General features: G+C 65.1%; 24 protein-coding genes and 1 rRNA gene. 11 read left to right on the top strand and 14 right to left on the bottom strand.

The annotated features are described in order from the left end of the window. Positions 1-19: 19 nt before the first annotated feature. Together NZ849_RS00125 and purD are read left to right on the top strand one after the other, a co-directional pair. Positions 20-652, top strand: coding sequence for a histidine phosphatase family protein (locus NZ849_RS00125; protein ID WP_295402789.1), 633 nt, complete (start codon positions 20-22; stop codon positions 650-652). A gap of 46 nt (positions 653-698) precedes the next feature. After that, positions 699-1,943 (top strand): phosphoribosylamine--glycine ligase, encoded by a 1,245-nt coding sequence (purD, locus tag NZ849_RS00120; protein ID WP_295402786.1) that lies wholly within the window; start codon positions 699-701, stop codon positions 1,941-1,943. Positions 1,944-1,954: 11 nt separating this feature from the next. Here the strand turns inward: purD and NZ849_RS00115 are convergent, their stop codons facing one another. Next, positions 1,955-2,965 (bottom strand): polyprenyl synthetase family protein, encoded by a 1,011-nt coding sequence (locus NZ849_RS00115; RefSeq protein WP_295402782.1) that lies wholly within the window; start codon positions 2,963-2,965, stop codon positions 1,955-1,957. 73 nt (positions 2,966-3,038) lie between these two features. Here NZ849_RS00115 and NZ849_RS00110 point away from each other — a divergent pair, with 73 nt between their 5' ends. The 4 genes from NZ849_RS00110 (at position 3,039) to dxs (ending at position 6,920) form a co-directional block, all read left to right on the top strand. After that, positions 3,039-3,701, top strand: coding sequence for a PspA/IM30 family protein (locus NZ849_RS00110; protein WP_295402779.1), 663 nt, complete (start codon positions 3,039-3,041; stop codon positions 3,699-3,701). A 28-nt stretch (positions 3,702-3,729) separates the two neighbouring features. Continuing rightward, entirely contained in the window at positions 3,730-4,200 is a 471-nt protein-coding gene (locus NZ849_RS00105; protein WP_295402777.1) for a hypothetical protein, read from the top strand. Between the two features lie 10 nt (positions 4,201-4,210). Further along, positions 4,211-4,888, top strand: coding sequence for a hypothetical protein (locus NZ849_RS00100; RefSeq protein WP_295402774.1), 678 nt, complete (start codon positions 4,211-4,213; stop codon positions 4,886-4,888). A 151-nt stretch (positions 4,889-5,039) separates the two neighbouring features. After that, positions 5,040-6,920, top strand: coding sequence for a 1-deoxy-D-xylulose-5-phosphate synthase (gene dxs / locus NZ849_RS00095; protein WP_295402771.1), 1,881 nt, complete (start codon positions 5,040-5,042; stop codon positions 6,918-6,920). Positions 6,921-7,095: 175 nt separating this feature from the next. Here the strand turns inward: dxs and NZ849_RS00090 are convergent, their stop codons facing one another. After that, the gene (locus tag NZ849_RS00090; RefSeq protein ID WP_295402769.1) at positions 7,096-7,557 is read right to left on the bottom strand and encodes an HD domain-containing protein; all 462 of its coding nucleotides are present in this window, start codon (positions 7,555-7,557) and stop codon (positions 7,096-7,098) included. A 75-nt stretch (positions 7,558-7,632) separates the two neighbouring features. Here NZ849_RS00090 and NZ849_RS00085 point away from each other — a divergent pair, with 75 nt between their 5' ends. Beyond that, complete coding sequence (locus NZ849_RS00085) at positions 7,633-8,304, top strand: MIP/aquaporin family protein (protein ID WP_295402766.1); 672 nt, start codon at positions 7,633-7,635, stop codon at positions 8,302-8,304. A 3-nt stretch (positions 8,305-8,307) separates the two neighbouring features. Here the strand turns inward: NZ849_RS00085 and NZ849_RS00080 are convergent, their stop codons facing one another. Continuing rightward, the gene (locus tag NZ849_RS00080; protein ID WP_295402763.1) at positions 8,308-8,970 is read right to left on the bottom strand and encodes a uracil-DNA glycosylase; all 663 of its coding nucleotides are present in this window, start codon (positions 8,968-8,970) and stop codon (positions 8,308-8,310) included. 105 nt (positions 8,971-9,075) lie between these two features. Between NZ849_RS00080 and NZ849_RS00075 the strand changes: the two genes are divergently transcribed. Both NZ849_RS00075 and NZ849_RS00070 read left to right on the top strand, forming a co-directional pair. Further along, positions 9,076-10,005, top strand: a complete 930-nt coding sequence (locus tag NZ849_RS00075; RefSeq protein WP_295402760.1) for a VWA domain-containing protein — start codon at positions 9,076-9,078, stop codon at positions 10,003-10,005. A gap of 29 nt (positions 10,006-10,034) precedes the next feature. Next, positions 10,035-11,249 (top strand): cyanophycin synthetase, encoded by a 1,215-nt coding sequence (locus tag NZ849_RS00070; protein ID WP_295402757.1) that lies wholly within the window; start codon positions 10,035-10,037, stop codon positions 11,247-11,249. Here the strand turns inward: NZ849_RS00070 and NZ849_RS00065 are convergent. The 11 genes from NZ849_RS00065 to NZ849_RS00015 all read right to left on the bottom strand — a co-directional run bounded on the left by NZ849_RS00065 (position 11,221) and on the right by NZ849_RS00015 (position 21,765). Further along, complete coding sequence (locus NZ849_RS00065) at positions 11,221-12,528, bottom strand: cytochrome P450 (RefSeq protein WP_295402753.1); 1,308 nt, start codon at positions 12,526-12,528, stop codon at positions 11,221-11,223. The genes NZ849_RS00070 and NZ849_RS00065 overlap by 29 nt on opposite strands. A 15-nt stretch (positions 12,529-12,543) precedes the next feature. Next, positions 12,544-13,365, bottom strand: a complete 822-nt coding sequence (locus tag NZ849_RS00060) for a prepilin-type N-terminal cleavage/methylation domain-containing protein (protein ID WP_295402750.1) — start codon at positions 13,363-13,365, stop codon at positions 12,544-12,546. An 8-nt stretch (positions 13,366-13,373) separates the two neighbouring features. Continuing rightward, positions 13,374-13,748, bottom strand: coding sequence for a prepilin-type N-terminal cleavage/methylation domain-containing protein (locus tag NZ849_RS00055; RefSeq protein WP_295402748.1), 375 nt, complete (start codon positions 13,746-13,748; stop codon positions 13,374-13,376). After that, positions 13,738-14,172: a prepilin-type N-terminal cleavage/methylation domain-containing protein gene (locus tag NZ849_RS00050; RefSeq protein WP_295402746.1), complete on the bottom strand. Its 435-nt coding sequence runs from the start codon at positions 14,170-14,172 to the stop codon at positions 13,738-13,740. The genes NZ849_RS00055 and NZ849_RS00050 overlap by 11 nt, the downstream gene beginning before the upstream one ends. Continuing rightward, the gene (locus NZ849_RS00045; RefSeq protein ID WP_295402743.1) at positions 14,169-16,229 is read right to left on the bottom strand and encodes a hypothetical protein; all 2,061 of its coding nucleotides are present in this window, start codon (positions 16,227-16,229) and stop codon (positions 14,169-14,171) included. Before NZ849_RS00045 ends, NZ849_RS00050 begins: the two co-directional genes overlap by 4 nt. 62 nt (positions 16,230-16,291) lie before the next feature. Continuing rightward, positions 16,292-16,870, bottom strand: a complete 579-nt coding sequence (locus tag NZ849_RS00040; protein ID WP_295402740.1) for a response regulator transcription factor — start codon at positions 16,868-16,870, stop codon at positions 16,292-16,294. Positions 16,871-16,923: 53 nt separating this feature from the next. Further along, the gene (locus tag NZ849_RS00035; protein ID WP_295402737.1) at positions 16,924-18,825 is read right to left on the bottom strand and encodes a DUF4900 domain-containing protein; all 1,902 of its coding nucleotides are present in this window, start codon (positions 18,823-18,825) and stop codon (positions 16,924-16,926) included. Further along, complete coding sequence (locus NZ849_RS00030) at positions 18,822-19,688, bottom strand: hypothetical protein (RefSeq protein WP_295402733.1); 867 nt, start codon at positions 19,686-19,688, stop codon at positions 18,822-18,824. The genes NZ849_RS00035 and NZ849_RS00030 overlap by 4 nt, the downstream gene beginning before the upstream one ends. An 11-nt stretch (positions 19,689-19,699) precedes the next feature. Further along, positions 19,700-20,176, bottom strand: a complete 477-nt coding sequence (locus NZ849_RS00025; RefSeq protein WP_295402730.1) for a type II secretion system protein — start codon at positions 20,174-20,176, stop codon at positions 19,700-19,702. Then, a complete protein-coding gene (locus NZ849_RS00020) occupies positions 20,173-20,637 on the bottom strand; it encodes a prepilin-type N-terminal cleavage/methylation domain-containing protein (RefSeq protein ID WP_295402728.1) in 465 nt (154 codons plus the stop codon). The genes NZ849_RS00025 and NZ849_RS00020 overlap by 4 nt, the downstream gene beginning before the upstream one ends. Before the next feature lie 117 nt (positions 20,638-20,754). Beyond that, positions 20,755-21,765 carry an ATP-binding protein gene (locus NZ849_RS00015; protein WP_295402725.1) on the bottom strand — a complete coding sequence of 337 codons (1,011 nt, stop codon included), beginning with the start codon at positions 21,763-21,765 and terminating at the stop codon, positions 20,755-20,757. 26 nt (positions 21,766-21,791) lie between these two features. Here NZ849_RS00015 and NZ849_RS00010 point away from each other — a divergent pair, with 26 nt between their 5' ends. Together NZ849_RS00010 and NZ849_RS00005 are read left to right on the top strand one after the other, a co-directional pair. Next, the gene (locus NZ849_RS00010; protein WP_295402722.1) at positions 21,792-22,577 is read left to right on the top strand and encodes a tRNA (adenine-N1)-methyltransferase; all 786 of its coding nucleotides are present in this window, start codon (positions 21,792-21,794) and stop codon (positions 22,575-22,577) included. Between the two features lie 110 nt (positions 22,578-22,687). Continuing rightward, positions 22,688-22,831 (top strand): 16S ribosomal RNA (locus tag NZ849_RS00005); the annotation flags it as partial.

Genomic DNA, 22,831 nt, shown 5'->3' with positions numbered 1-22,831 from the left:
AACCCTGCCCTCCTACCGTATGAAAGAACTCTGGCTGTTGCGCCATGGTGAAACCCCCTGGAACGCCGAGGGGCGCTTCCAGGGGCACTACGACGTGGGGCTCTCCCCAGAAGGTCTGCGCCAAGCCTACCGGCTGGCCGAGCGGCTGGCGGCCTGCCGCCACAGCTTTGACGGCCTCTACAGCTCCGACCTGCAGCGGGCGGTTCTCACCGCTCGGCCGATCGCCGAGGCCCTTGGGCTCACGCCGGTCTACGACCGCCGCATCCGCGAGATTTACGCTGGTGAGCTCCAGGGGCTTCTGCGCAGCGAGAGCGAGCTACGCTACCCCGAGTTTCACCGGGCGGTGCAGCTCGACCCTTGGAATACCAAGCGGCCCGGTGGGGAGAGCATGGCCGACCTGGCCGCGCGGGTGCAGGAATTCCTGGACGACCTGCCAGAGGGGCGCCTCATCGTGGTGACCCACGGGGGGGTCATCCGGGCTGCGCTCAAGCTGGTGCTCCACCTGGACAACGGGGCCTGGCGCAGGTTCCAGATACAAAACACCTCCATCACCCGCCTCCTCTACCCTGAGGGCATGGCCCTCTCGGTGGGGGACGTGGGCCACCTGGAGGCCTGGGCGGAGGGCCTCACCGACGAGGTGGTGCTCTCCTGAGGGGTGAAATCCCCCACCTGGCCGGCCATCTGTTATCCTTAGCTGCGTGAAAATCCTGGTGGTAGGTTCCGGAGGGCGGGAGCACGCCCTTTGCTGGAAGGTAGCCCAGTCACCCCTGACCACGCAGCTTTACGCCGCCCCGGGAAATCCCGGCATCGCCGAGCTGGCCGAGTGCATCCCCTGGGATGGCGATGTGGAACGGCTGGCCGAGTGGGCTGCAGCCGAAGAGATCGAGCTCACCTTGGTCGGACCAGAAGCGCCCCTGGTGGAGGGCATCGCCGACGCATTCCAAGCCCGGGGGTTGCGAATTTTTGGGCCCACCCAGAAAGCAGCCATGATTGAGGGCTCCAAAGCCTATGCCAAAGGACTGATGGAGCGCCTGGGCATCCCTACCGCCCGGTACCGGAGCTTCAGCGACACCCTACAGGCTCTGTCCTACCTGGAGCAGGTGGGGGCCCCCATCGTGGTCAAGGACTCGAGCCTGGCTGCGGGCAAGGGGGTCACCGTGGCCAGCGAGCTCTCCCAGGCTCGGCAAGCGGTGCTGAACATCCTCTCGGGTGCGGAGCGGGGCGAGGTGGTCATTGAGGAGTACCTGGAAGGCCCCGAGGTGACGGTGCTGGCCCTGACCGACGGCTTCAGCGTAAAGCCGCTGCTCCCCCTGCAGGACCACAAACGGCTGCTGGATGGCGACCTGGGCCCCATGACGGGGGGCATGGGGGCCATCTGCCCCTATCCCCTAGCCCCCGGCGTCTTGAGGGAGGTGGAAGAGCGGATACTCAGACCGCTGGTGGATGGGCTGCGGGCCGAGGGGGTCGTCTACAAGGGGGTCGTTTACGCCGGACTGATGCTCACCGACGACGGTCCCAAGGTGCTGGAATTCAACGCCCGCTTCGGCGACCCCGAGTGCCAGGCCATCCTACCCCTGCTCCAAACCGACCTGGTGGAGCTGGCGCTGGCGGTGGTGGAAGGGTGGCTGCACGAGCTCGAGCCCACCTGGCGCCCCATGGCCTCGGCCTGCGTGGTGATGGCCGCCCCTGGCTATCCCGAAGCCCCTCACCGGGGGTTGCCCGTCCGCCTGCCCCCCCACCCCCCCCAGGGGGTGCTCTACTTCCAGGCTGGAACCCGCCGCACCCCGCACGGGCTGGTAACCCAGGGGGGTCGGGTGCTCAACGTGGTGGGCCTCGGCAAAGACCTTCGGGAAGCCCTGGGACGGGCCTACATGGGGGTGGAGGCAGTGCAGTTTGAACACGCGGTGTACCGGCGGGACATCGGGCGCAGGGCTCTGGTCTGAGGGCAGTGCGCCTAGGCTTCCCGGTGCACCAACCCCTCCAGCAGCTCCACCACCTGAGCGCCAAAGGCCCTCTGGGGCACCTCTTGCAGAAGAGGCTTCAGCCGGGCCAGCCCCTCTTCCAGCAATCCCTCAGCCATCCGCTCTGCATAGGCCAAGGCCCCCGAGGAAAGCAGCTGGTGGTGCAACCAGGCCACCTCGTCCGCAGGTTTTTGGGTTCGAGGGAGGCAAAGCAGCCGCTCAGCCCGCCTCCGCTCCTCTGGGCTCGCGTTCTGCAGGAAGTGGAGCAAGACCAAGGTGCGCTTGCCCTCCCAAAGGTCGCCCCCTATCTCCTTGCCGTACCTGACGGGGTCGCCCTTCAGGTTGAGGACGTCATCTACGATTTGAAACCCCGTGCCCAGCCTCATCCCAGCCTCCTCAAAGGCCTCGGGCGGCTCCCCCCCGGCCACCAGAACCCCCAGCCGCAAAGGGGCTACCGCGGTGTAGTAGGCCGCCTTCAAGCCCACCATCTCCAGGTAGTCAGCCTCGGTCAGGTCGAAGCGCTGGGCTTCCGTCCAGGCAATCTCCAGGTGCTGCCCCTGAGCGGTGCGTTCCACCACGCGGACAAACTCCAAAAGCACCTCTGGGGATACCCCAGCCCGGACCAGGAGGCCCCACTGCATGGCGTGCAGGGCATCCCCTACATTCAGGGCCAGCGGAACCCCGTAAAGCCTGTGCAGAGCCGGTCTTCCCCGCCGCTCATCGGAGCCGTCCTCGATGTCGTCGTGGATGAGGGCCCAGTTCTGGAAAAGCTCGAGGGCAGCCGCCACCGGCAACAGCCGCTCGAAGGCTGCGCCGTAGGCCAGCCCGGTGTAGACCAGAAGGGCCCCCCGCAGCATCTTCCCCCCTCGCTCGGGGTAGTCCCGCAGCATCCGAGCGTACTCGGCAAGCTCGGGGCGGGAAGCCGCCTCGGGCCTGGGCAGAGCCGAAAGCAGGAAGTCTCGGATGGCCTGGCGCACCTCCGCTGCGGTGGGAAGGGCGGTCATGTTGTAGATACTAAGCCATCGGGCCTTGGTGTACACCCAGGGGTAGGTTAGACTGGAGCCGAAGGAGGGGGAAATGGGTATTCTAGAACGGCTCTCCCGCTTGATCCGGGCCAACATTAACGATCTGATCCGCCGGGCCGAAAACCCCGAAAAAATCATTGAGCAAGCCCTGGAAGACATGCGGGCCACCCTGCGCGAGGCCCGCATGGAGGTAGCCGAGGCCATGGCCGAGCTCAAGAAGCTCGAGCGCGAGCAGCAAAGCTACGCTGAGCAGGCGGCCGCCTGGGAGCGCAAAGCCGCCGAGGCCCTGAAGGCCGAGCGGGAAGACCTGGCCCGGGAAGCCCTCAAGCGCAAGCAGCAGGCCCAGGCCCTGGCCGAAGGGTTTGCCCAGCAGGTGGCTCAGCAGCAAGACCTGGTCCAACGGCTCACCACCCAGCTCAAGGCGCTGGAGAGCAAAATCCAGGAATCCGAGGCCAAGAAGGCCCTGCTCATCGCCCGAAAGAAAGGATTGGAGGCCGCCGAGGCGGTGCGCCGATTTGAGTCCAAGATAGACGCGCACAGCGCCGTGGAGGCCTTTGAGGATATGGAACAGCGCATCCAGGCTATGGAGGACAAGCACGCTGCCCTGCTGGAAATGGACAAAAGCGAGATTGAAAGGGAGCTCGAGCGCCTAGGCAGCAACCGCCAGGTAGAGGAGGACCTAGCCCGGCTGAAGCGCGAGCTGGGCATTGCTTAGGGGCTCAAGAAGGGGGGCACTCAAGCAGATGGGAGTTGCCTTGCTCGAGGTGCTCTTGCTGTTGGGGGTGGCGGGGTTCGTAATATGGGCCGTTGGAGCAAGCCGCCCGCTTTCGCTGCCCCTGCGGGAGCAACACGAGCGTCTAGGTCGGGCCCTAGCCGAACTCCGCCGCCAAGGCCGCAGACACCCCCACCTGCGCGAACCTCTCCGGCAGGTGCAGGCGTACGGGCGCAACCTGTACAAGCTCTTCCCCAAGCTCACCGAGCTTGAACGCCTCTGCGCCACCCCAGGCTTGGACTACCACACCCGCACCGAGGTCTTCGCGCGCCACACCAACCTGGATAGAACCCTAGACCAGGGCATCGCCTACATTGAACGGCTGGGGGCTGAACTGGCCCTGACCGAGGGAAAGGGTGAACCCCCCGGCCTGGCTGAGCTACCCCGTTACCTCATCGCCCTGCGGGAGGCCCTACACCCACCCTCCATCCACCAGGGGTAAACTTGGGGGGATGCGGTACCTGCTCATACCTCTCCTTCTCCTCACCGCCTGCGCCCCGCGCAGCAGCAGCCCCCCGCTCAACACCGCGATCATCCAAGGGCCAGTGGACTTCTATCCCTCCCAGCCGGGGCTGGACTGGGTCTACCTACCCCTGCGGGCCTCCACCAGCGACCCCCCCCTCCGCCTTTCGGTTATTGGACCGGCTAGCTTTGAGGGCCAGCCGGCAATCCGCTACCGGCTGAGCGGGCGGGGGCTCGAGCGCTCCTACTACCGACAGGTGGACGCTGGGGGGGTGCGGCTTTTGGGCATTGAGGACTACGATAGGATTCAGGTGGCCCGCTACACCCCCCCCATCCAGGAGTACCCCCCCGAGACCAGCTTCGCCGTGGGGGCTCGCTGGGGTGGCCAGACCCGGGAGGTCATAGAACTGCGGGTCAACAACCAAACCACCCGGGTGAGCGACCGGGTGCTGGAATACACCTACACGGTGCTGGGCAGGTCCAACGTGAGCGTGCCGGCGGGAAACTTTGAGGTCTACCGGATTGGGGTGGAGTACCGCGACCCCAGAAACCCGAGCCTGCGGGAGAACTTTGAGGTCTGGTTCTTCCCTGGGGTGGGGGAGGTCTTTACCTCCATGAACTTCACCGAGCAAGGCGGTCTCGCCTTGGTGGGCCGAAACTTCCGCTGAGCGCTCCCGCCCCCAGGTTCCCTGCGGGGAGCGCAAAGCCGCACCCTGGCAGGAGGTCTTGCCCAAAACACAGGTCATGGCTTTGTTGCCTAGAGCACTGCGCCCCAGCTTGGGTTCCCCCATGCTAGGCCAAAGCGTTGGGAGGCTTCTCGTGGTCTTACACAAGGTCAACCAACCCCAAGACCTAAAACCCCTCTCCATGAGCGAGCTCCTGCAGCTCGCAGAGGAGCTGCGCAGCGAGATCATCCGGGTATGCGCCCAAAACGGCGGACACCTGGCCTCCTCGTTGGGCGCAGTAGAGCTGATCGTGGCCCTGCACCGGGTCTTCAACTCACCCCGTGACCGGCTGCTCTTTGACGTGGGCCACCAAGCCTACGCCCACAAAATCCTCACCGGACGGAAGGAGGTCTTCCACACCATCCGGCAGGAGGGGGGTATCTCAGGCTTCACCAAGGTTTCAGAAAGCGAGCACGACGCCATCACCGTGGGCCACGCCTCCACCTCCCTGGCCAACGCCCTGGGCATGGCCATTGCTCGGGATACCCTAGGGGAGGACTACCACATCGTGGCCCTCATCGGCGATGGGGCCCTGACCGGCGGAATGGCCCTAGCAGCCCTGAACGTGATTGGAGAGCGCAAGCCAAGGCTCATCATCATCCTCAACGACAACGAGATGAGCATCTCCGAGAACGTAGGGGCACTCAACCGCTATTTCCGCGAGTACCAGACCAAAAAGTGGGTGCAGGAAACCCAAAAGTGGGGCCGCCAGGTGTTGGAAGGCATCTCGCCGCGGCTTTTTAACCTGGTAGACCGGGCCAAGGAAGCGGCCAAGCTGATGCTGCACCAGGAGAACCCCTTCTACGCCTGGGGCATCCGCTACGTGGGCCCGGTGGACGGCCACGACCTGCCAGGGCTGATTCACATCCTAGAGCAGATCAAGGAGCTGGACGGCCCTACCCTGCTGCACGCCGTTACCCGCAAGGGCAAGGGCTACGGGGTGGCTGAGGAGGACCCCATCTACTGGCACGGCCCCCCCGGCTTCAACCCCGAGAACCCCACCAAGGTGAGCAAGGGCTATACCTGGTCAGCGGCCTTTGGCGACGCCGTGACCGAGCTGGCCTACCTCGAGCCCAGGCTTTTCGTGATTACCCCGGCCATGCGGGAAGGCTCTGGCCTGGTACGCTACTCCCAGACCCACCCCGAGCGCTACCTGGACACCGGCATCTGCGAGGATGTGGCGGCCACCACCGCTGCTGGCATGGCCCTGCGGGGCCTGAAACCGGTGCTGGCCATCTACTCCACCTTCATGCAACGGGCTTACGACCAAATCATCCACGACATCGCCATCGAGAACCTGCCGGTGGTCTTTGCGGTGGACCGGGCCGGGATTGTGGGGGGCGATGGGGCCACCCACAACGGGGTTTTTGACATCGCCTACCTTCGCACCATTCCCAACGTGCAAATTGCCGCCCCCAAGGATGCGCTGGAGCTACGCGCCATGCTCAAAAAGGCCCTGGAACTCGGAGGGCCCATCGCCATCCGCTACCCCCGCGACAACGTGGAGAAGGCCCCCGAAGGGGCCTGGCCCGAGATTGAGTGGGGCCGCTGGGAGGTCCTCAAGGAAGGCCAGCAGGCCTACATCCTAGCCTTTGGCAAAACCCTCAGGTATGCCCTCGAGGCCGCTGGAAGCAGCCCCCAGGTGGGGGTGGTCAACGCCCGCTTCCTCAAGCCGCTGGACCGGGAAATGCTGGAGCGGCTGGCCCTGGGGGGCTACAAGCTGGTGACCACTGAAGACCACCAGAAGATGGGCGGCTTTGGCAGCGCGGTGCTGGAGGCCCTAAACGAGATGGGGCTAAAGCCGGAGATCCGGGTACTTGGGCTACCCGACCGCTTCTTTGAACACGGCTCCATTCCCCGCATGCACCGCGAGGCAGGCATTGACGCCGAGGCCATCCGGGCTGCCCTTGCCGAGATGGGGGTGGAAATCCCTGCCCCGGCTGAGCCTCACCATCCCAAAGCCCAAACCTGCTAGTCTAGGGCTGAAGGTTCGCTCTGCGGAGATGAAAAGGCTCCTTTTCAAGCTGGCACTTTGGGCGCTGCATAGGCTTCTGGCGAAGCGCTTGGGCCGCCCCTTCCGGCGGCTTCCGCTCTACCGCAGGCCGAGGAAGAGCGGGCTGAAGCGGCTGCTGGATTGGCTGGGCTGAGCCCTAAAACTCCTCGTCCACCTCGTAAAGCCGCCTTGCCCAAAGGCTCTCTGGGCGGTGGTGTTCCCGCACGATCTGGGCCACCTGGGGGTCCAGGATGCGGGCTGCACCATACTCTGGGTGGTGCTGGCGAATCTGCCAGGCACCCAAAAGTCCCTTCCGCAACGGCTCAATAGGCACATCTAGCCTGAGCAGACTGGTCAGAACGCGCTCCAGGGGATGGTAGGGTCTAAGGGCCTTGCCGCAGTCGTGAAGCAAGGCCGCCCGCACCGCAAACCCAGGGGCCTCTGGGTAGCGCTCCAGCAAGCGCCGGGCTACCCACACGGCGTGCTCCCGGTCGCGGGGGTCCATAGCCCTGTAGAGGTGGGCCTCCTCGAGCCGCAGCTCGCTTAGGGCCCAAGCGTCGTCGGGGTTGGCTCGAGCCGGAAAAAAGGCCCTCCAAAGCCGCCTCAGGCGCCGCCACACGCCTTTATGTTACCCGCCCAGGCCAGCCTGGTCTTGGCCTGAAGGCCTGAGGTAAGGTAAGGGCTGGAGGGAAAAATGAACCCAAGAGCGCTTCTGGCGGAGTTCCTAGGCGTCTTCACCATGTGCTTTGCGGCTATCGGCTCCATTGCGGCCAACCGGGACGAGGGGATAGCGGTGGCCCTCGCCCCGGGGCTGGCGGTGGGCCTTCTGGTGGTGGCCGTGGGGGCCATCTCGGGGGCCCACTTCAACCCTGCGGTAACCTTCGCCATGCTCATCACCGGGCGCATCTCCCCTCTGGGGGCCACCGGCTACGCAGTGGCCCAGCTCCTGGGGGGGCTGGCGGCCGCGTTCTTCATCGGGGCACTCTACGGGGGAAGCGCCGTAGCCGAGGGCACCCCAGCTCCGGGAAGCAACCACAGCGCGGTGCAAGCCCTGATGATGGAGGTGTTCCTGACCTTCTTCCTGGTCGCTGTAATTTTCGGCTCAGCAGTCCACAACCGCTATAGCTTCGCCGGGCTGGTCATCGGCCTGGCAGTGGCCATGGGCATCCTGATCGGAGGGCCGGTCTCCGGCGCAGCCATGAACCCTGCCCGGGTGCTAGGCCCAGCGCTGATCGGAGGCGAGTGGGCGGCCCACTGGGTGTACTGGGTGGGCCCCTTGGTGGGGGCCGGGCTGGCCGCACTGATCTACGACTACCTTTACGGCCAAGCCCCAGGCCACCCTCAGCCCGCCCCGGCTGAGGAGTAGGGACTACAGGCCTGCCAGGGCCTTGGCCCGGGACAGCACAGCGTCCAGCATCGCTGCGGTGAGCCTACCCGTCTGGGTGTTTTGGCGGCTTACGTGGTAAGAGTCTAGGAGCACGCCACCCGGCAGGGGGTACTCGGCCCCATGGGCAAATGGGTGTGCCGAACGGCGCAGGCCAAAAAGGTCCAACAGCGCCTGGTGGGCCACCCGGCCCAAGGCTAGGTACACGCGCAGGTGAGGCAGGAGGGCCAGCTCCCCCTGCGTCCACTCCGCACAAGCCGCGACCTCGGCCGGGGTGGGCTTGTTGCCCGGTGGGACGCAGCGCACCGCCGCAGTGATGTAGACCCCCTTTAGCCTGAGACCGTCGCCTAGGTGGGTGGCGCTGGGCTGGCTGGCCAGGCCTGCCCGGTAGAGCGCGGGGTAGAGGAAATCCCCTGAAGCATCGCCCGTGAAGGGGCGGCCGGTGCGGTTGGAACCGTGTGCACCAGGGGCCAGTCCAAAGATGAGAATCCGCGCCCCAAGGTCGCCAAAGCCGGGCACGGGCCGGGCCCAATAGGCCCAGTCGCGGTAGGCGGCGCGTTTCTTCCGGCCTACTTCCTCCCGCCAGGCCACCAACCGGGGGCAGCGCCGGCAGGAAATGAGCTGGCTGTAGAAAACCTTTGGGTCCATCCCAACCGTAAATGAGCCTACCATCGGCCGTGGGGTTAGAGGTCAAACTCAAATTGTTTCACCTCGGCAGGGAGGGGGTGTGCTTTGACCTTTGAACTACCCTGGATGCTTTGGGTGCTGCTGGTCGTACCCGCGTTGGCCTGGGTCTACTGGCGCAGGGTAAAAGGAGGGCGCAGTAGCGCCTACGCCCTTTACCCCGGCCTGGGCGAGCTGGTTCGAACCGCTGAACCCCGCTGGAAACGCCACCTGGGAGCAGGGCTATACGGCCTGGCTCTGCTACTAGCCCTTCTGGCCCTGGCCCGACCGCAAGCGGTGATCCCAGCCCCCGATAGCCTGGCCACGGTGATTGTCACCATAGACGTAAGCCTCTCCATGCGGGCCCAGGACATCAACCCCGACCGCATCACCGCGGCCAAGCAAGAGGCCCAAAACTTCGTGCGAAACCTTCCTAAAGGCATCAAGGTGGGGCTGGTGAGCTTCGCTGGGTACGCCACCACCGAGGTCGAACCCACCACCGAGCACGAGCGGGTCATCGAGCAGATTGAACTCCTGCAGCTGGCCCGGCGCACCGCCATCGGGGAGGGGATTTTGGAGAGCCTGAGAGCCATTCCCAAAGACGAAAGCGGAAAGCCCCTGGGACCCTCCACGGTGGTCCTTCTCTCCGACGGCCGCAACAACACCGGCATAGAACCCCTGGAAGCCGCCGCCTTCGCCAAGGAAATGGGGGTAGTGGTGCACACCATTGGGCTGGGGCGGCGGGGTGAGTCCGGCCCACCCCCAAACAGCAACGAGTGGTGGGGCGGATACTGGATGCAGTTCGACGAGGAAACCCTACGGGCCATTGCCCAGGCCACAGGAGGCCAGTACCACGCAGCGGAGTCAACCGAAGCGCTCCGCCGAGCCTACCGCAGCCTGAGCCGGGTGGTGGGCTGGCGGCCCCAGCGCACCGAGGTGAGTGGGCTTTTTGGCCTGGCCGCGGGCCTGCTTCTGGCCTCGAGCCTCCTGGTAGCCCAGTGGCGCCGAGGGCCAATCTAATAGACTGGAACCCGTGTAGACTGGAACCCGTGACCTACTCCGAGGCCGTAGAGTGGCTCTTTTCCCAGACCCGCGCGGGCGCACCCCGGGGACTTTCCCGAATTCGGGAACTGATGGAGCGCTTGGGCCACCCCGAGGGGGCCTTCCCAGCGGTGCACGTGGTGGGTACCAACGGCAAGGGCAGTGTGGTGGCCTACCTCGAGGCGGCCTTCAAGGCCGCAGGAGGGGCCTTCGGGGCAACCACCAGCCCCCATCTGGTGGACTTTCGGGAACGCATCCGCAGCCATCTGGGGCCCATTGGGGAGGCCGAGGTATGCGCCTTTGTGCGCTGGGCACGCGCCCAGCGCTTTCGGGAGCCGGTGGCCTTTTTCGACCTAACCACGGCCCTGGCCTTCCAGCACTTCTCCTCACTCGGGGTGCGCATCGCCGCGGTGGAGGCAGGGGTGGGCGGGGCACTGGACGCGACCAATGTGCTCCCCCGGGTGGAGGCCACTGTCATCACCAACATTGGCGAGGACCACTTGGAGACCTTGGGGGGTTCGCTGGTGGGGGTGGCCCAGGACAAGGCAGGGGCCATCCGCCCCGGCGTGCCGGTGGTGACTGGGGCCGAGGGGGTGGGCCTGGAGGTCATCCGGGCTGTGGCTGCCGAGCGGGGTGCCCCCCTATATGTGCTTGAGGAGGAGGACCCCCTCTTCGCCCTACCCGCCGAACCCTCCCTTCGGGGGCGCTTCCAGCGGAAGAACGCCCGGCTGGCGGCAGCGGCCCTGCGGCTGCTGGGGTACAGCGAGGAGGTGGTCTCTGCGGGAATCGCCAACGCGCACCACCCAGGGCGGATGCAGCTCCTGCGCCACCAAGGGGTGCCGGTGGTGCTGGACGGCGCCCACAACCCCCCAGCCGCCCGGGCCCTGGCGGAGGAGTTCCAGAGGTTCCACCTGGTCTTTGGGGCCTTTCCGCGCAAGGACTACCCCACCATCCTGCAAATCCTCCTCCCCAAGGCCCTGAGCCTGCGCTATACCTGCGCTGGGCGGGGGGCGTTGCAAGCCCAGGCCCTACAGGGGCTCTTTTCCGCCCCCTACTTTGAACTGCCGCTGGCCGCTTTGGAGGACGCGGTCAGGGCCGCCCAGGCAGAGGAGGCTCCGGTTCTGGTCACCGGCTCTTTGTATCTGGTAGGAGAGGTGCTCAAACAGCTACAACCGGCTTCCGAAGACCAACCGCTCATTGGGAGCAGGGCCGGCGCGCCTTGACCCGCATGGGCATCCCGCCGTGGGCGCAGAGGGTAAAGTTGGGCTCAGGGCGTACCGGGGCCGGCCGGGCCAGCTCGAGCCGGAAACGCTGGAGCACCGTGGCCACGATGATCTTGTACTCGATGGTGGCGAACCCCTGACCGGTGCAGACCCGGGGCCCCAGGCTGAAGGGAAAGTAAGCTCCTCTGGGCAGGCTTTTCTCAAACTCCGGTGTCCAGCGCTCAGGGATGAAGGCATCGGGATGCTCAAAGAAGCGGGGATCGCGGTGGGTGGCCCACTGGCACATCACAATCTGGGTCTTGGGGGGCAGGCGCATCCCGCCCAGCTCCAGCTCGCGGATGTTCTCCCGGCCAATAATCCAGACCGGCGGGTACAGCCGCAGGCTCTCCTTGAAAACCTGGTCCAGGTAGGGCAGGCGCTGCACCTCCTCAAAGCCTGGGGGACCTTCCAGGGCGTCCACCTCGGCCTCGAGCCGGTCGCGCACCTCGGGATGCCGATCGAGCAGGTACCAGGTCCAGACCAGGGCGTTGGCGGTGGTCTCGAGGCCGGCCGTAATGACCGTGAGCACCTCGTCGCGCACCTGCCGGTCGGAAAGCTGTATACCGGGCTGCTGCTGCGCCTCCAGCAGCATGGAGAGGAGGTCGTCCCCCAGGTCGCCCCGGGCCCGTCGGTAAGCGATGTGGCGGCTCACCATCTCGTTCAGGGCCCGCACCACCCGGATGCCGTCGCGGTTTAGGCCCGGGTGCCAGTCGGGAAGGTTGAGCCAGCCGTAGACCATCTGACCCACCACCTTCTGCCCCAGCATGATGGCCCGGTGCATGATCTCCCGATCCTCCCCCGCTTCCACATCGAACATGCACTTGGCCACCACCCGCAGGGTAAGGGCGTTCATGTCCTCCTCGAGGTGCCGAATCTCGCCGTTTTGCCAGTGGGCGAGCATCTCCAGGGTGAACCGCCGCATCACCTCGGCATAGCCCTGCAGGCGCTTGTAGTGGAAGGCCGGCCGCATGATGCGCACCTGCTGCTTCCAGAACTCGCCCTCAGACACCAGAATCCCGTTGCCCATTCCCCCGGCGAAGGCCCGGGTCAGGTCGGACTTGTGGAACTCATCCGCCCGCTCAACCAGCACCTCGCGGATCAGGTCGGGGTGGTTGAGTAGGACGATCTCCCTTCCCGAGGCAAAGCGAAAGGTGGTGATGTCGGGACTGGTACGGGAGAGGTGAAGGAAGAAGGCCAGCGGGTCCTGGCGCAGCTCGAGCTCAGCGGGGTCAAGGATCATACCGTAAGGATACCCCTAGTTGGGGCTCACCTCAGCCTGCCGCTTGGGCAGGTTCCGCGGCGCAGCCTCAAAGCGCAGGGGCTGGCCGGGAATACGGGTGTCGCGCCCCCCCTGGTGAACCTCGCCCTGCAGGGAAAAGCTCACCCGCACCGCGCTGTGCTCGGCCCGAAGGGGGGTGGGTGGGGACTGGGGACAGGGAGCTTGAACCGCCCAGCCCGCCTCGTCAAAGGCTAGGCAGTCCGAGTAGGCCACCACAAAACCGCCGGGCTGGAGGTAGTCGGCCAAGAGGTTACCGCTGCTGCCCGGAATCTCGGTGGGAATGGTCGTGGGCAAGCCGTTGGGGAGGCGACTGGCTCCTACCGGGAGGTTCCGCTCGTAGATGTAGAGGAGCCACTTGCCGTCGTTGGCCGGGTCGGGGCCGGGGTTCTCGGCCCCTGAGGCCCTCCGCACCACCCAGCCGCGGTTTAGGGGGTAGACCATCACAAACCTCACCACCTCCTGCCCGTCCACCACGGTAGGCGGCTGGAGCAGGGCGATGGCCGGGTCCCGGCCAATCCGCCACAGGTTGTCGCTGCGGCTCGGGTTGCGCACCGTGTAACCGCCCGGGGTGCCGATGGACAGGGTAACCCCAGGCGGATAGACGAAGGCTGCGGTGGCCACCAGGTCGCTCACCAGGTTTCCGGCGTTGCGAAGGTCCTCCGTCAGGAGCTGGGCGTTCTGCACGAAGCGCAGGCTCTCGCTCCCGCTGCGGAGCCCAGCCGCGACCAGGGCGAGGATGGCCACCCCAACCACAGCGGCGATGATCATCTCAATGAGGGTAAGGCCCTTGGCGCGCATAAACCCCCCTACAGCGGCGGCCGCACCACCTCGGTGGTGAAGCGGTAGGCGTGGCCCTGAGGGCCGAGGAAGCCTAGGGTTACCCGGCGCAGCACCACCCGCTGGCCCAGGGTCTCCACGTCTTCCACGTCCACCTCGAGGCTGGCAAAGCCGCTGGGCAGGGGCAGGCTGGGCAGCTCTCCCCGCTCAAAGGCGGCTTCGTTCCCCCAAGCCGCCCGCAGGCTGTCAAAGTAGCTCCGGGCATAGGCCTGGGCCTGGGTGTCTATCTGGGCGTTGCGGGTGAGGGTGAAGCTCGAGCCAAGGTAGGTCAGCATCAGGATGGCGATGGAGAGGATGGCCAGGGCCACCATCACCTCCACAAAGGAAAAACCCCTACGGCGCACGAACCACCACCTTCCCCGTGCTCCCCACGATGTTGACCTGCAACACCCGCCCTCCTGGCCCCCGCAGCTCATAGGTGCTGTTGACAGCGCTAACCCGGCCGTAGGGTGCATAGAAGGTCACGCTCCCGTTTCCAGGCACCCTTTGGAAGACCACCCCCGCGGGGAGGGACCGCTCCACCAGCGCACCGACAGGACCCACCCGGTAGGTGGGCCCACCAGGGGCCGCCACAAAAGCATGGTCGCGGGAGAAGCGGCGGGCCTGCTGGCGGATGCCCACCAGCTCGGTAGCCACCTGAAGCGCAGCCTCGCGGACAACCAGGTTCTGGCGGTAGGCCTGGAGGGCAACAAACCCCACCCCCAGGAGAACCCCCAGCACCGCCACCACCACCACCAGCTCCAGGAGGCTGAGGCCTCTACCCCTCACTGCCCCACCACCTCCCAGACCCCCCGGACAAGCTGGGGCCGCTGGCCTCCAAGGACGCGGGGGCGCAAACGGTTGTCGTGGTAGATGTCCAACCCCACCGGGGCCAGCACCCCCACATCCGCGGCCACCAACGCCCCCCGCAGGTCCCATCGGCCCCCTAGGTTGTAGCCCCGCCCATTCTGGATAACGCTGAAGACGGCGTTGGCCGAATACAGAAGGCCGTCCGTACGGAAGGCCCCAGCCGGCCGACCCCTCGCGCTCTCATCCCAAAGCCCCTTCAAGCCGGCCTCACCGAATGCCGGCGAGATGATCTCGTAGCGGGCCGCCCGACTTAGGATGGCCTCCGCGATGGCCAGGTTCAGCCTCTGACCGCAGAGGGACACCTCTTCCTCCGCAACCCGCAAGGCCCTGTAACCCCCGTAGGCCTGGGGATCGTGCTCGCAACCGGTAGCGAAGTACACGGTGTCCTCCCTGTAGGTATAGAAGCGCGGGCGGTAGCTGTTGTCCCGCAGCCAGCGCTGTAGCTCGCTGCGGTTAAAGTTGGCCACCTCGGTAAGGGTCAGGTTGGGGCGGTACCCCACGCCCTCAGCGCCGCTCCCGCACCCCTCCTGGCTGGGGTTGGCCCGGCACTCGCTCATGGGCCTCTGCAAGCGGTTGGCCCCCAGCAGATTGAGGTTAGGGGCCCGGAAGGTGTCCACGCTCAGGAAGTCCCCCATCAGGATATTTCCCCCAGCAATCAGGCTGAGCTGAGGGAGGCGGCTGGGGTCACGGTAGTCGCAGTCCCGCAGAGCCTCGCCCTGACCGCAGTCGTAAACTAGGTCGCCCAGCACGTAGACATTGCCCCGAGCCAGGATGGTACCGTTGCCCCGCACCCGGCCCCGGATGACCACATCCCCATTGATGAAAACCGTGCCGCTCAGGGTAATCGGCGTAACCGTGCCATCCAGGATCACGTTGCTGGGAGAGAGGCCCAGGTCTTCAGAGCTAAGGGTCTGCACCCCGGCCCCTCTCGGCCAGGCGATGGAGCTGGGGTTAACCACCACCGCCGCCTCAATCCAGCCAGCAGCGTAGGTTTCGTTTCGGTTTTGCAGGCTCGACTGCACCTCCTCGAGCCACTCCTGATCGTCGATGAGGCGGTTGCCGTTGGCATCGGGCACGGGCAGGGGGAACGAGTCGGGCAGCTCGCCGTCGGGAAAGCGCCCTCCAAAGCGGGCCAGGTCGCGGCTGGTGGGGTAGTTGAGGTAGAGGTTCTGGGGCGTAGCGCAGTTGCTGGGAACCGCACAGTCGGCAGGAGTGGGCGACCGGCGGGCAGTGGAGCGGATTTGGGTCTGCCCAGGCTGAAGGGTGGTGTAGTACCGGCTGGAGAGCCCGGGCTGGCCGCCGTACTGCTGGCGCACCTCCCCCCGAACAAGGAGGGCCCCATGCACCCCCCCCACCTCCTGATCATCCCGCGTGACCAGGTCCTCCAGCACCCCCACCTTCACCCGGCGCCACCAGGTGCTCGGGTCGTTTGGGTTAGGCTCGCCCCGGAAGGCATCCATGCTGCGCACTTCCAGGTGGCAGAAAACGCAGTCGGCCTTGTTGGTCAGAAGGGCGTACTCAAAGGGAAAAGGCGCGCGAGCTACGCGAAGGACCTGGCGCAGCCGCCGGGTCGTGCCGTCGGAAAGGGTGCCGGTAGAGACCACCACAAGCTCAACCTGGGGCTCACCCAAACGGGTGGTGTCCCGCCGGGAGGCCCGCACCTCAAAGCGGCCACCGTCCCCTAGGGTTCCCTCCATCCTGAGCGTAGCCCCATCGGTCAAGCCCATCCCGTCCAGGGCCTGGCGGTAGGCAACCACACTTGGCGCGGCAGCCCTCTCCAGGGCCTGGTACCAAAGCCAGACCACCGCCCGCTCGAGACCGGCCTCGGCAGCAAACTGGGCCTGGGAGGTGCGCAGGGCGTACTGGGCGTTGCGGCGGTTGCTAAGGGAGGTGAGGGCGGCTACGCTCACCACAATCACCACAATGAAAAGAAAAACCAATGTGGAAACCAAGGTGATTCCTCGGGGGATGCGCATGGGAAGCCTCCAGAATAAACACGTAACGCCATCCCTAATATAGCAGTCCTGCCCATCCCAGTTTAGAGCAGGCCCAGCGCCCGGGCCCGCTCCAAGGCCTCCACCCGGTTGCGTGCCCCCAGCTTGTCGTAAAGGCCTACTAGGTGGTCCTTGACCGTCTCTGGGGAAATCCCCATGAGGCGGGCCATCTCCTTGGTGGAAAGCCCCTGGGCCACCCAGGCCAGCACCTGCTGCTCCCGGGGGGAGAGCCGGGGCAGCTCAGGGGCCCTAAGGCGGGGTTCTAGGCCCCGCTCGAGCCGGCGCAACCGCTCGGCCAGCACCTCCGGCGGTAGCTCCTTGGACCAGTACGCATCTGCCCCAGCGTAGGCGGCCTGCTGAACCAGCACCGGCTCGCTAAAGGTAGTGAGAAGGGCAATGAGGCCCCGGTAGCGCCCCTCCCGTAGAGCCTTGGTAGCGGCTATCCCGTCCATCCTGGGCATCCGCACATCCAGTAGCACCCCATCGGGCAACAGCGCCAAGCCCTGCTCCACTGCCTCTTGCCCATCGGCAGCCTCTCCTACCACGCTAAACCCCTCCCGCTCCAAGGCAACCCGCAGGCCCATGCGGAAAAGGGGGTGGTCGTCGGCAACCAAAAGGCGCATCAAAGACAGGCTACCCCAAACCAGAAGGCCTGGGGTAGCCGCGGAGAAGGGCCCTAGTACACCTGTTCCCGTTGCCCAAAGCTCAAGGGGGTAGCCACGCTCACCTGCACCACCCCAGTGGTGGGGAAGAAGGGGGGCGCGCGGTCCTGCATCCGGGGGTCGTAGGCAAACTGGCGGGCGTAACCGCTCGTCATCTGGCCGGTCGAGCTGTTGAACTGCCCAAAGGCCCCGTAGGTGTACTGGATGATGCCGCCCTGCAGGCGAATCGCACCCCTGGGGCTAATGCTGTCATAGTTCTGAACGGTCACCTCGCCCCTGGAGGCCATCAAAACCCCATGGATGGTGAGGTCTTGCAAAGAGTTATTGGTACCGTCCCCAAGCAGGATGTCGCCATCCTGGCTGTAGACCCCCAGAATGTTGTCGGCAGAGAGGTTGTTGCAGGTGGGCCGGACGACCGTGTTCCCGCTGCGCGTAGGGGTGCCGCTGCAAGCCGGGCTCTGGTACTTGAGGTCGCCCCGTATCTGGATGTTCTTCCCGTCCCCGGCGTTGGCCACGGTGATCTGGGCAAAGGAGGCCAGCGCTGGGGGAGCGGTGTTGGGGTTGCTGCTGCTGGCACGGGCTGGGCCGGTGAGGTTGTTGATGCTCCCGTCGGCAAAAATCACCCCGTTGAAACTGGCCCGGACCAAAACCCACGAGCTACCCACCTGGCGGTACAGCGCTCCATCCGAGCCATAGCGGTAGAGTTCGCGGTTGGTACCGGTGCAGCTCGAGGTGCGGCAGACCTCAATGTACTGGTAAGGGGAGGTAGCCGGGGTACAGACCCCCGAGCTGTCGCAGGTGGGGGTGGTGCCGTTGGCATCCCCCGCGTACAGGGTGAGGCGGGCCACATCGAAGTTGAGGTACAGCCCCCCCGCTATAGCAGCGTTGCGCTGATTCTGGGCGTTGGCCGGCATGGGAATGAAGGGTTCCTGCCAGTTCACCCTGGGGTTGCCCTCAAAGGTCGGCGCGTGGGTCACACCCCCACTGGTCCAGGAGGGAGCGTTGGGGTTGGTCATCTGGGAGGGCGAGAGGAAGGTGGTGGTGCTGCCTGAACCAAAAAATGCCCCCGGGTTGGTACTCCCGTTGCAGTTGCTCACCCCCGCATCGGTACACCCCGCGCTGGTCACATAACCCCCAAACCACGGGTTGAAGGAAAAGCGCAGGCGCTCGTTGGTGTGCACGGGCCCGTCGAAGAGGGTTCCACTAGTAAACCACACTGCGGTGTTGGACTTGGTGCGGTGGCGGTTGGTGAAGAGCGCGTAACGGGCGAAACTACCGTTGGTAAGCAAAAAGCGGTACTCCCCCTGCACCACCACATTGCGCTGGTAGGGGGTACCGGGAGAGGCGGTCACCACCATCACGTAGGGCAGGGCATACCCTTGGGTCTGGCGGGTCAGAGGGGTAGCGGGGTTGTTGTCGTTGTCCACCACGTAACCCGAGGGCAGCTCAGCCCCTGCAGGGAAGGGCTGGCCGCACACCGAGGACCTCACAAAGTAGATGCGCACCTGCACGGTAGCCCCCGAACCGTCCGGCGCGAAGTTCCGGTTGCAAATCAGGCTGTTGACTTCAGTCTGGAGGCTAGCAGCCAGCAGGGAGAGGCGGGAGGCCACCGTAGCTGGGTTGGGCAACACATCGTTGCCCCCATAGTACCAGATGTCGCTGGTGCTGATCCCCCCCAGGCTTGGGTTGGCCGAGCGCACCAGGGTCTCCAAGCTGGCCCGGACCTCGTTGGAAAGCAGGGCCGACGCAGCCACCGCGCCCCCTCGAGCCAGGTTGACCGCTTGGGCTAGAGCGGTGTTGTCCCGGCTAGCACGCAGATCATTGATAGTACGCGTAAAGATCAGGCCGCTCACCACGCTCAGTATCAGGATGATGGTCAGGGCCACCACCATTGCAATACCCTGGGGTCGTCTCATGGGTTGCATAGGCTCACCACCTTAGCCTCGTAGTAAAGGGCATTGATCATGTCCACCTGACCGGTGTAGGTGCGCTCAATGGTACGGTTCCGCAGGGGCACCTGAACCCCTAGGGTGAACTGAACCCGCCGCAAGGAGTACTGCGAGCCTCCGCTGGTGAAGTAGGTCCGCACTTGGTTATTGACCAAGTACCCACTTGGGTTGCGTTCCTCGCTTAGGGTAGAACCGGTGCGCTTTCGGTAAACGTAGTCAATGCGAAAGTCGCTTATATCGTAGGCGACATCGGTAGGAGCGGCATCCCCCTGGGCCTGGTACACCAGCTTGCGGTTTGCGGCATCGTAGCTGTAGCCCAGAAGGCTGACCACCGAAGCCAGGGTCTGGGTGGTCAAGCTGATGGGCAGGTTGTTGCAGGTGGTGGTGACGGTGTACAGGTTAAGGCCGCTAGCCACCGGAGCGCTGCCCACACGGGTCACCACCGCGTTTCCATCACCATCTATGAGCAGCAAACGGCTGCCCACTGGAATTTCCGCGGTTAGCGTGGGAGAGCCGCTCACCAAGGTAAAGCTGGCCCCGGAAACCGCGCTGACAGTGTAGCCAGCCCCCCCCGCCACCTGAGCAAAGGAGATGCCGGTGGTGTTGCTGTTGAAAGGGGCGTTGGTAATCACCGCAAAAGCGGAGGTGCGCAAATCCTGGCTCAGCACCTCCAACACCCGGCGGGCTTTGTTCTGAGCAGCGCTAATGGCCTCGTTGGACTGGTTGAGCTGGAGGCCCTGGACGCTGGTGCTGAAAGCCATGGCCATGACCACCACCAGCACCAACAGGGCCAGCAGAAGCTCAAGCACGGTAAATGCATGGGTTCGCAAGGTTTCCTCCTTCAGTTGACGTTGGTCACCACTTCATTGCCTGCTAGGGCCGGGGCGGGCCCGATAATGCTCTGCTGCACACACCGCTCTCCCTCAGGGCTCTGCCAGCAAACCTCAATGCTGTACTGGCTAACCTGCCAGCCGCTTCCCGCCCAAGAGGGGGTTCCTTGGTTGGTTATGCTGGCCCGGTAAAGGGCAATGTTGCCAAACTGCTGCTCCTGGGTCAGGGTAGCGAAGCCGATGCTGGCATCGTTGAGCTGGCCGTAGTTCCACCTGAGGCTCTGACCCGCCGCAGGCAGGGCCCGATCGTCGGCCTCGAGTATCTGTCGCCCGAGAAAGATGCCAATTTGGTTGGCCTGGGCCCGCCCACCCACAATGGTGGTCTGGCGCATGTTGCCCACCAGCAAAGTGGTGAAAAACCCCAGCACCACTGCCAGCGCTCCCGCAGCCACAATCACCTCTATGAAGGTAAGCCCTTGGTTTCTCATTGACGGCGCACCTCTCCGATCAGGGTGGCGGTAAGGGTAAAAGTCTGTCCATTGGCCGAAACGGTAAACTGGCGGTTGGCAGGGAAATTGCTGGAGAAGACCACCTTGCCCGGAGAGGTGAAGGTGGCCAGGGTACCCTCGCTCAAGCTGCAGCTCACCCCTGAGGGAAGAGTTACGCTGCGCAGCACACTGCCATCGGCTTGGGACTGCACCCTAAGCACGTTGCCACTACGAACCAGCAAAAAGTTGGTCCCCCCACGACTGGCCGCCGCTGTGGCCCCATGCCAGAAAAGCTGGCGAATCTGTTCTACCGTAGCCAGGGCCTGCTGGCGTTGGGAAAGGTTGCGCACCTGGGCAAATCCAACGCCTATGGCCACCCCGAGGATGGCCATGACCACGATCAGCTCGAGCAGGGTAAACCCCCCCGCAGAGCGCAACGGTCGGTGAATAGGTCCCCACATAGCCCCCTAAGTTTGGGGGGTCTGCTGGGGGAAGCGGAACCCCCGAATGGGGGGTATCCCGTTACATGGAGGAGAAAGGGAGAACAGACCCGCACCAGCATCACTCCCCCTAAGCGCCTAGGGTTTAGCCGCACTTTCCGGCTCTATCCAGATGCGCAACCGGCTACCCTGGCCGGGGGCTGCCAGGTTTTCCAGCCGCCCACCGTGCGCTTCGGCTACCCTTCGGGCCACATAGAGGCCAAGCCCGGCACTTCCAGCCCGCACCCCCCGCAAGCGCTGGCTCCGGAAGGGCTGAGAGAGTACCTCAAGGCTGTCGGGAAGCCCCGGCCCATCGTCCTCCACCTCGAGCCATCCCTCTCCAGCCCTGAGCACTACCCGGCTCCTGGCATGGCGCAGCGCGTTTTCCACGAGGTTGGCCAGGGCTCGCTCGAGCAGAAGCCGCTCCCCTCGAGCCTGGCCCGCCCCTTCTATCTCGAGCCGTAGCCCGCGCTGGACGGCCTGCTGTGCGTAGCGCAGCCGAAAATCCTCCAAAAGGGCGCGCAGACCAAGGGCTTCTGGCTGGATCCGGCGGGTCTCCAAGCGGCTGGCTACCAGCAGGTTCTCCACCAACAAATAGCTTCGGTAAAGCTCATCCCGCAAGGTCCTCAGCAGCTCCTTACGCTTGACGGGGCCTATCCGGTCAGCCTCCTCCAGGTACTCCAGGCTCCGCAAAGCAGCCAGCAGAGGGGTCTTAAGGTCGTGGGTTAGGGCTGCGTAGGTGGCCTCACGGGCCTCCAGAAGCTCCCGCAGGTACGCCAACAGCTCCTCAAAACCCTCCCTGAGCTGGGCGATCTCAGCGGGCAGGGGCTCTTTCGGGGTAGGCAGGCTCAGCTCAGGGAGGGTCCGGCCGCTGCCCCTTAGGTAGCGCAGGCTGCGGGTGAGCTCGTCCACCGAACGCAACAGGGCGCTGGCCAGCCCATAACCGGCCAAGGCGGCAAGCCCCGCCAACACCAATAGCCAGAACACCAGGAAAACCCGCCGCGACCCAAACGGCTCCTCTGGGGAGAACAAAAAGGGCAGGACCACCACCAGGTTGGGGACAAAGGCCAACAGGCCGATGACCCAGGCCAGCTGACGCTTGAGCGGCATGGTCTAAGTCTATTAGCCTGTGGCCCATGGACTTTGGCGACCTGGCCCTGCTGCAAGACCGGCAAGGCCGCACCTATCTGTTCCGCCTTCAGGAGGGGGGGGCCTTCCACTACCACCGCGGGCTTATTCGCCACGAAGACCTACGGGCCGCAGGACCTGGGGGAAGGGTGGTTACCCCCCACGGGGAGGTCTTCACCGTGCACCGGCCCAGCCTGGAAGAATACGTACTCAAGATGCCCCGCGCCACCACCCCCACCTATCCTAAGGACGCCATTACCCTCTGCTTGCTGCTTGACCTGGCCCCAGGAATGCGGGTACTGGAGGCGGGTTCGGGCTCCGGAGGGCTGACCCTTTTCCTGGCCCGGGCGGTAGGGCCCACGGGGCAGGTCTACAGCTACGAGGTACGGCCCAAACACCAAACCCAAGCCCAGCGCAACCTCGAGGCCTATGAGCACTGGGGGAATGTGGTGTGGGTCCTGGCCGACCTGGCCCAAAGCGAACTCCCCCCCGCCTTCTTCGACGCCGTGGCCCTTGACATGATGGAGCCCTGGAAGGTTCTGCCCGCTGTCACCCCCGCCCTCAAGCCGGACCGCTTCCTGGCCTGCTACCTGCCCAACCTCACCCAGGTAATCGCCCTCCTGCAAGCCATCGAAAGCCAGGGGCTCCCCTATCTGCACGAGCGCACCCTCGAGGTCCTCCACCGGGAGTGGGATGTGCGACCTCCAGTCGCCCATCCCAAGTTCCAGCAGGTAGGGCACACCGCATTCTTGGTGCAGCTTCGGCGCACCCATCACGAGGGCTTGACAGAGTAAGAAGCTTTTGATAGCCTTTTCTTTGCGTCGCCGAAAGGCGGGGCGGGAACCTTGAAAGCGCAGGTTGGGCAAACACACCGAGTCCCACGTGGTCTAAGCCACGTTGATTTTTCTTGGAGAGTTTGATCCTGGCTCAGGGTGAACGCTGGCGGTATGCCTAAGACATGCAAGTCGAACGGGCTGTTTTTGCAGCCAGTGGCGGACGGGTGAGTAACACGTAGGTGACCTACCCCAAAGACTGGGACAACCAGGAG

The organism is Meiothermus sp. (assembly GCF_025060375.1).
In the GTDB taxonomy this organism is placed as follows: Bacteria; Deinococcota; Deinococci; order Deinococcales; family Thermaceae; genus Meiothermus.
This window is presented reverse-complemented; position numbering and strand designations above follow the sequence as displayed.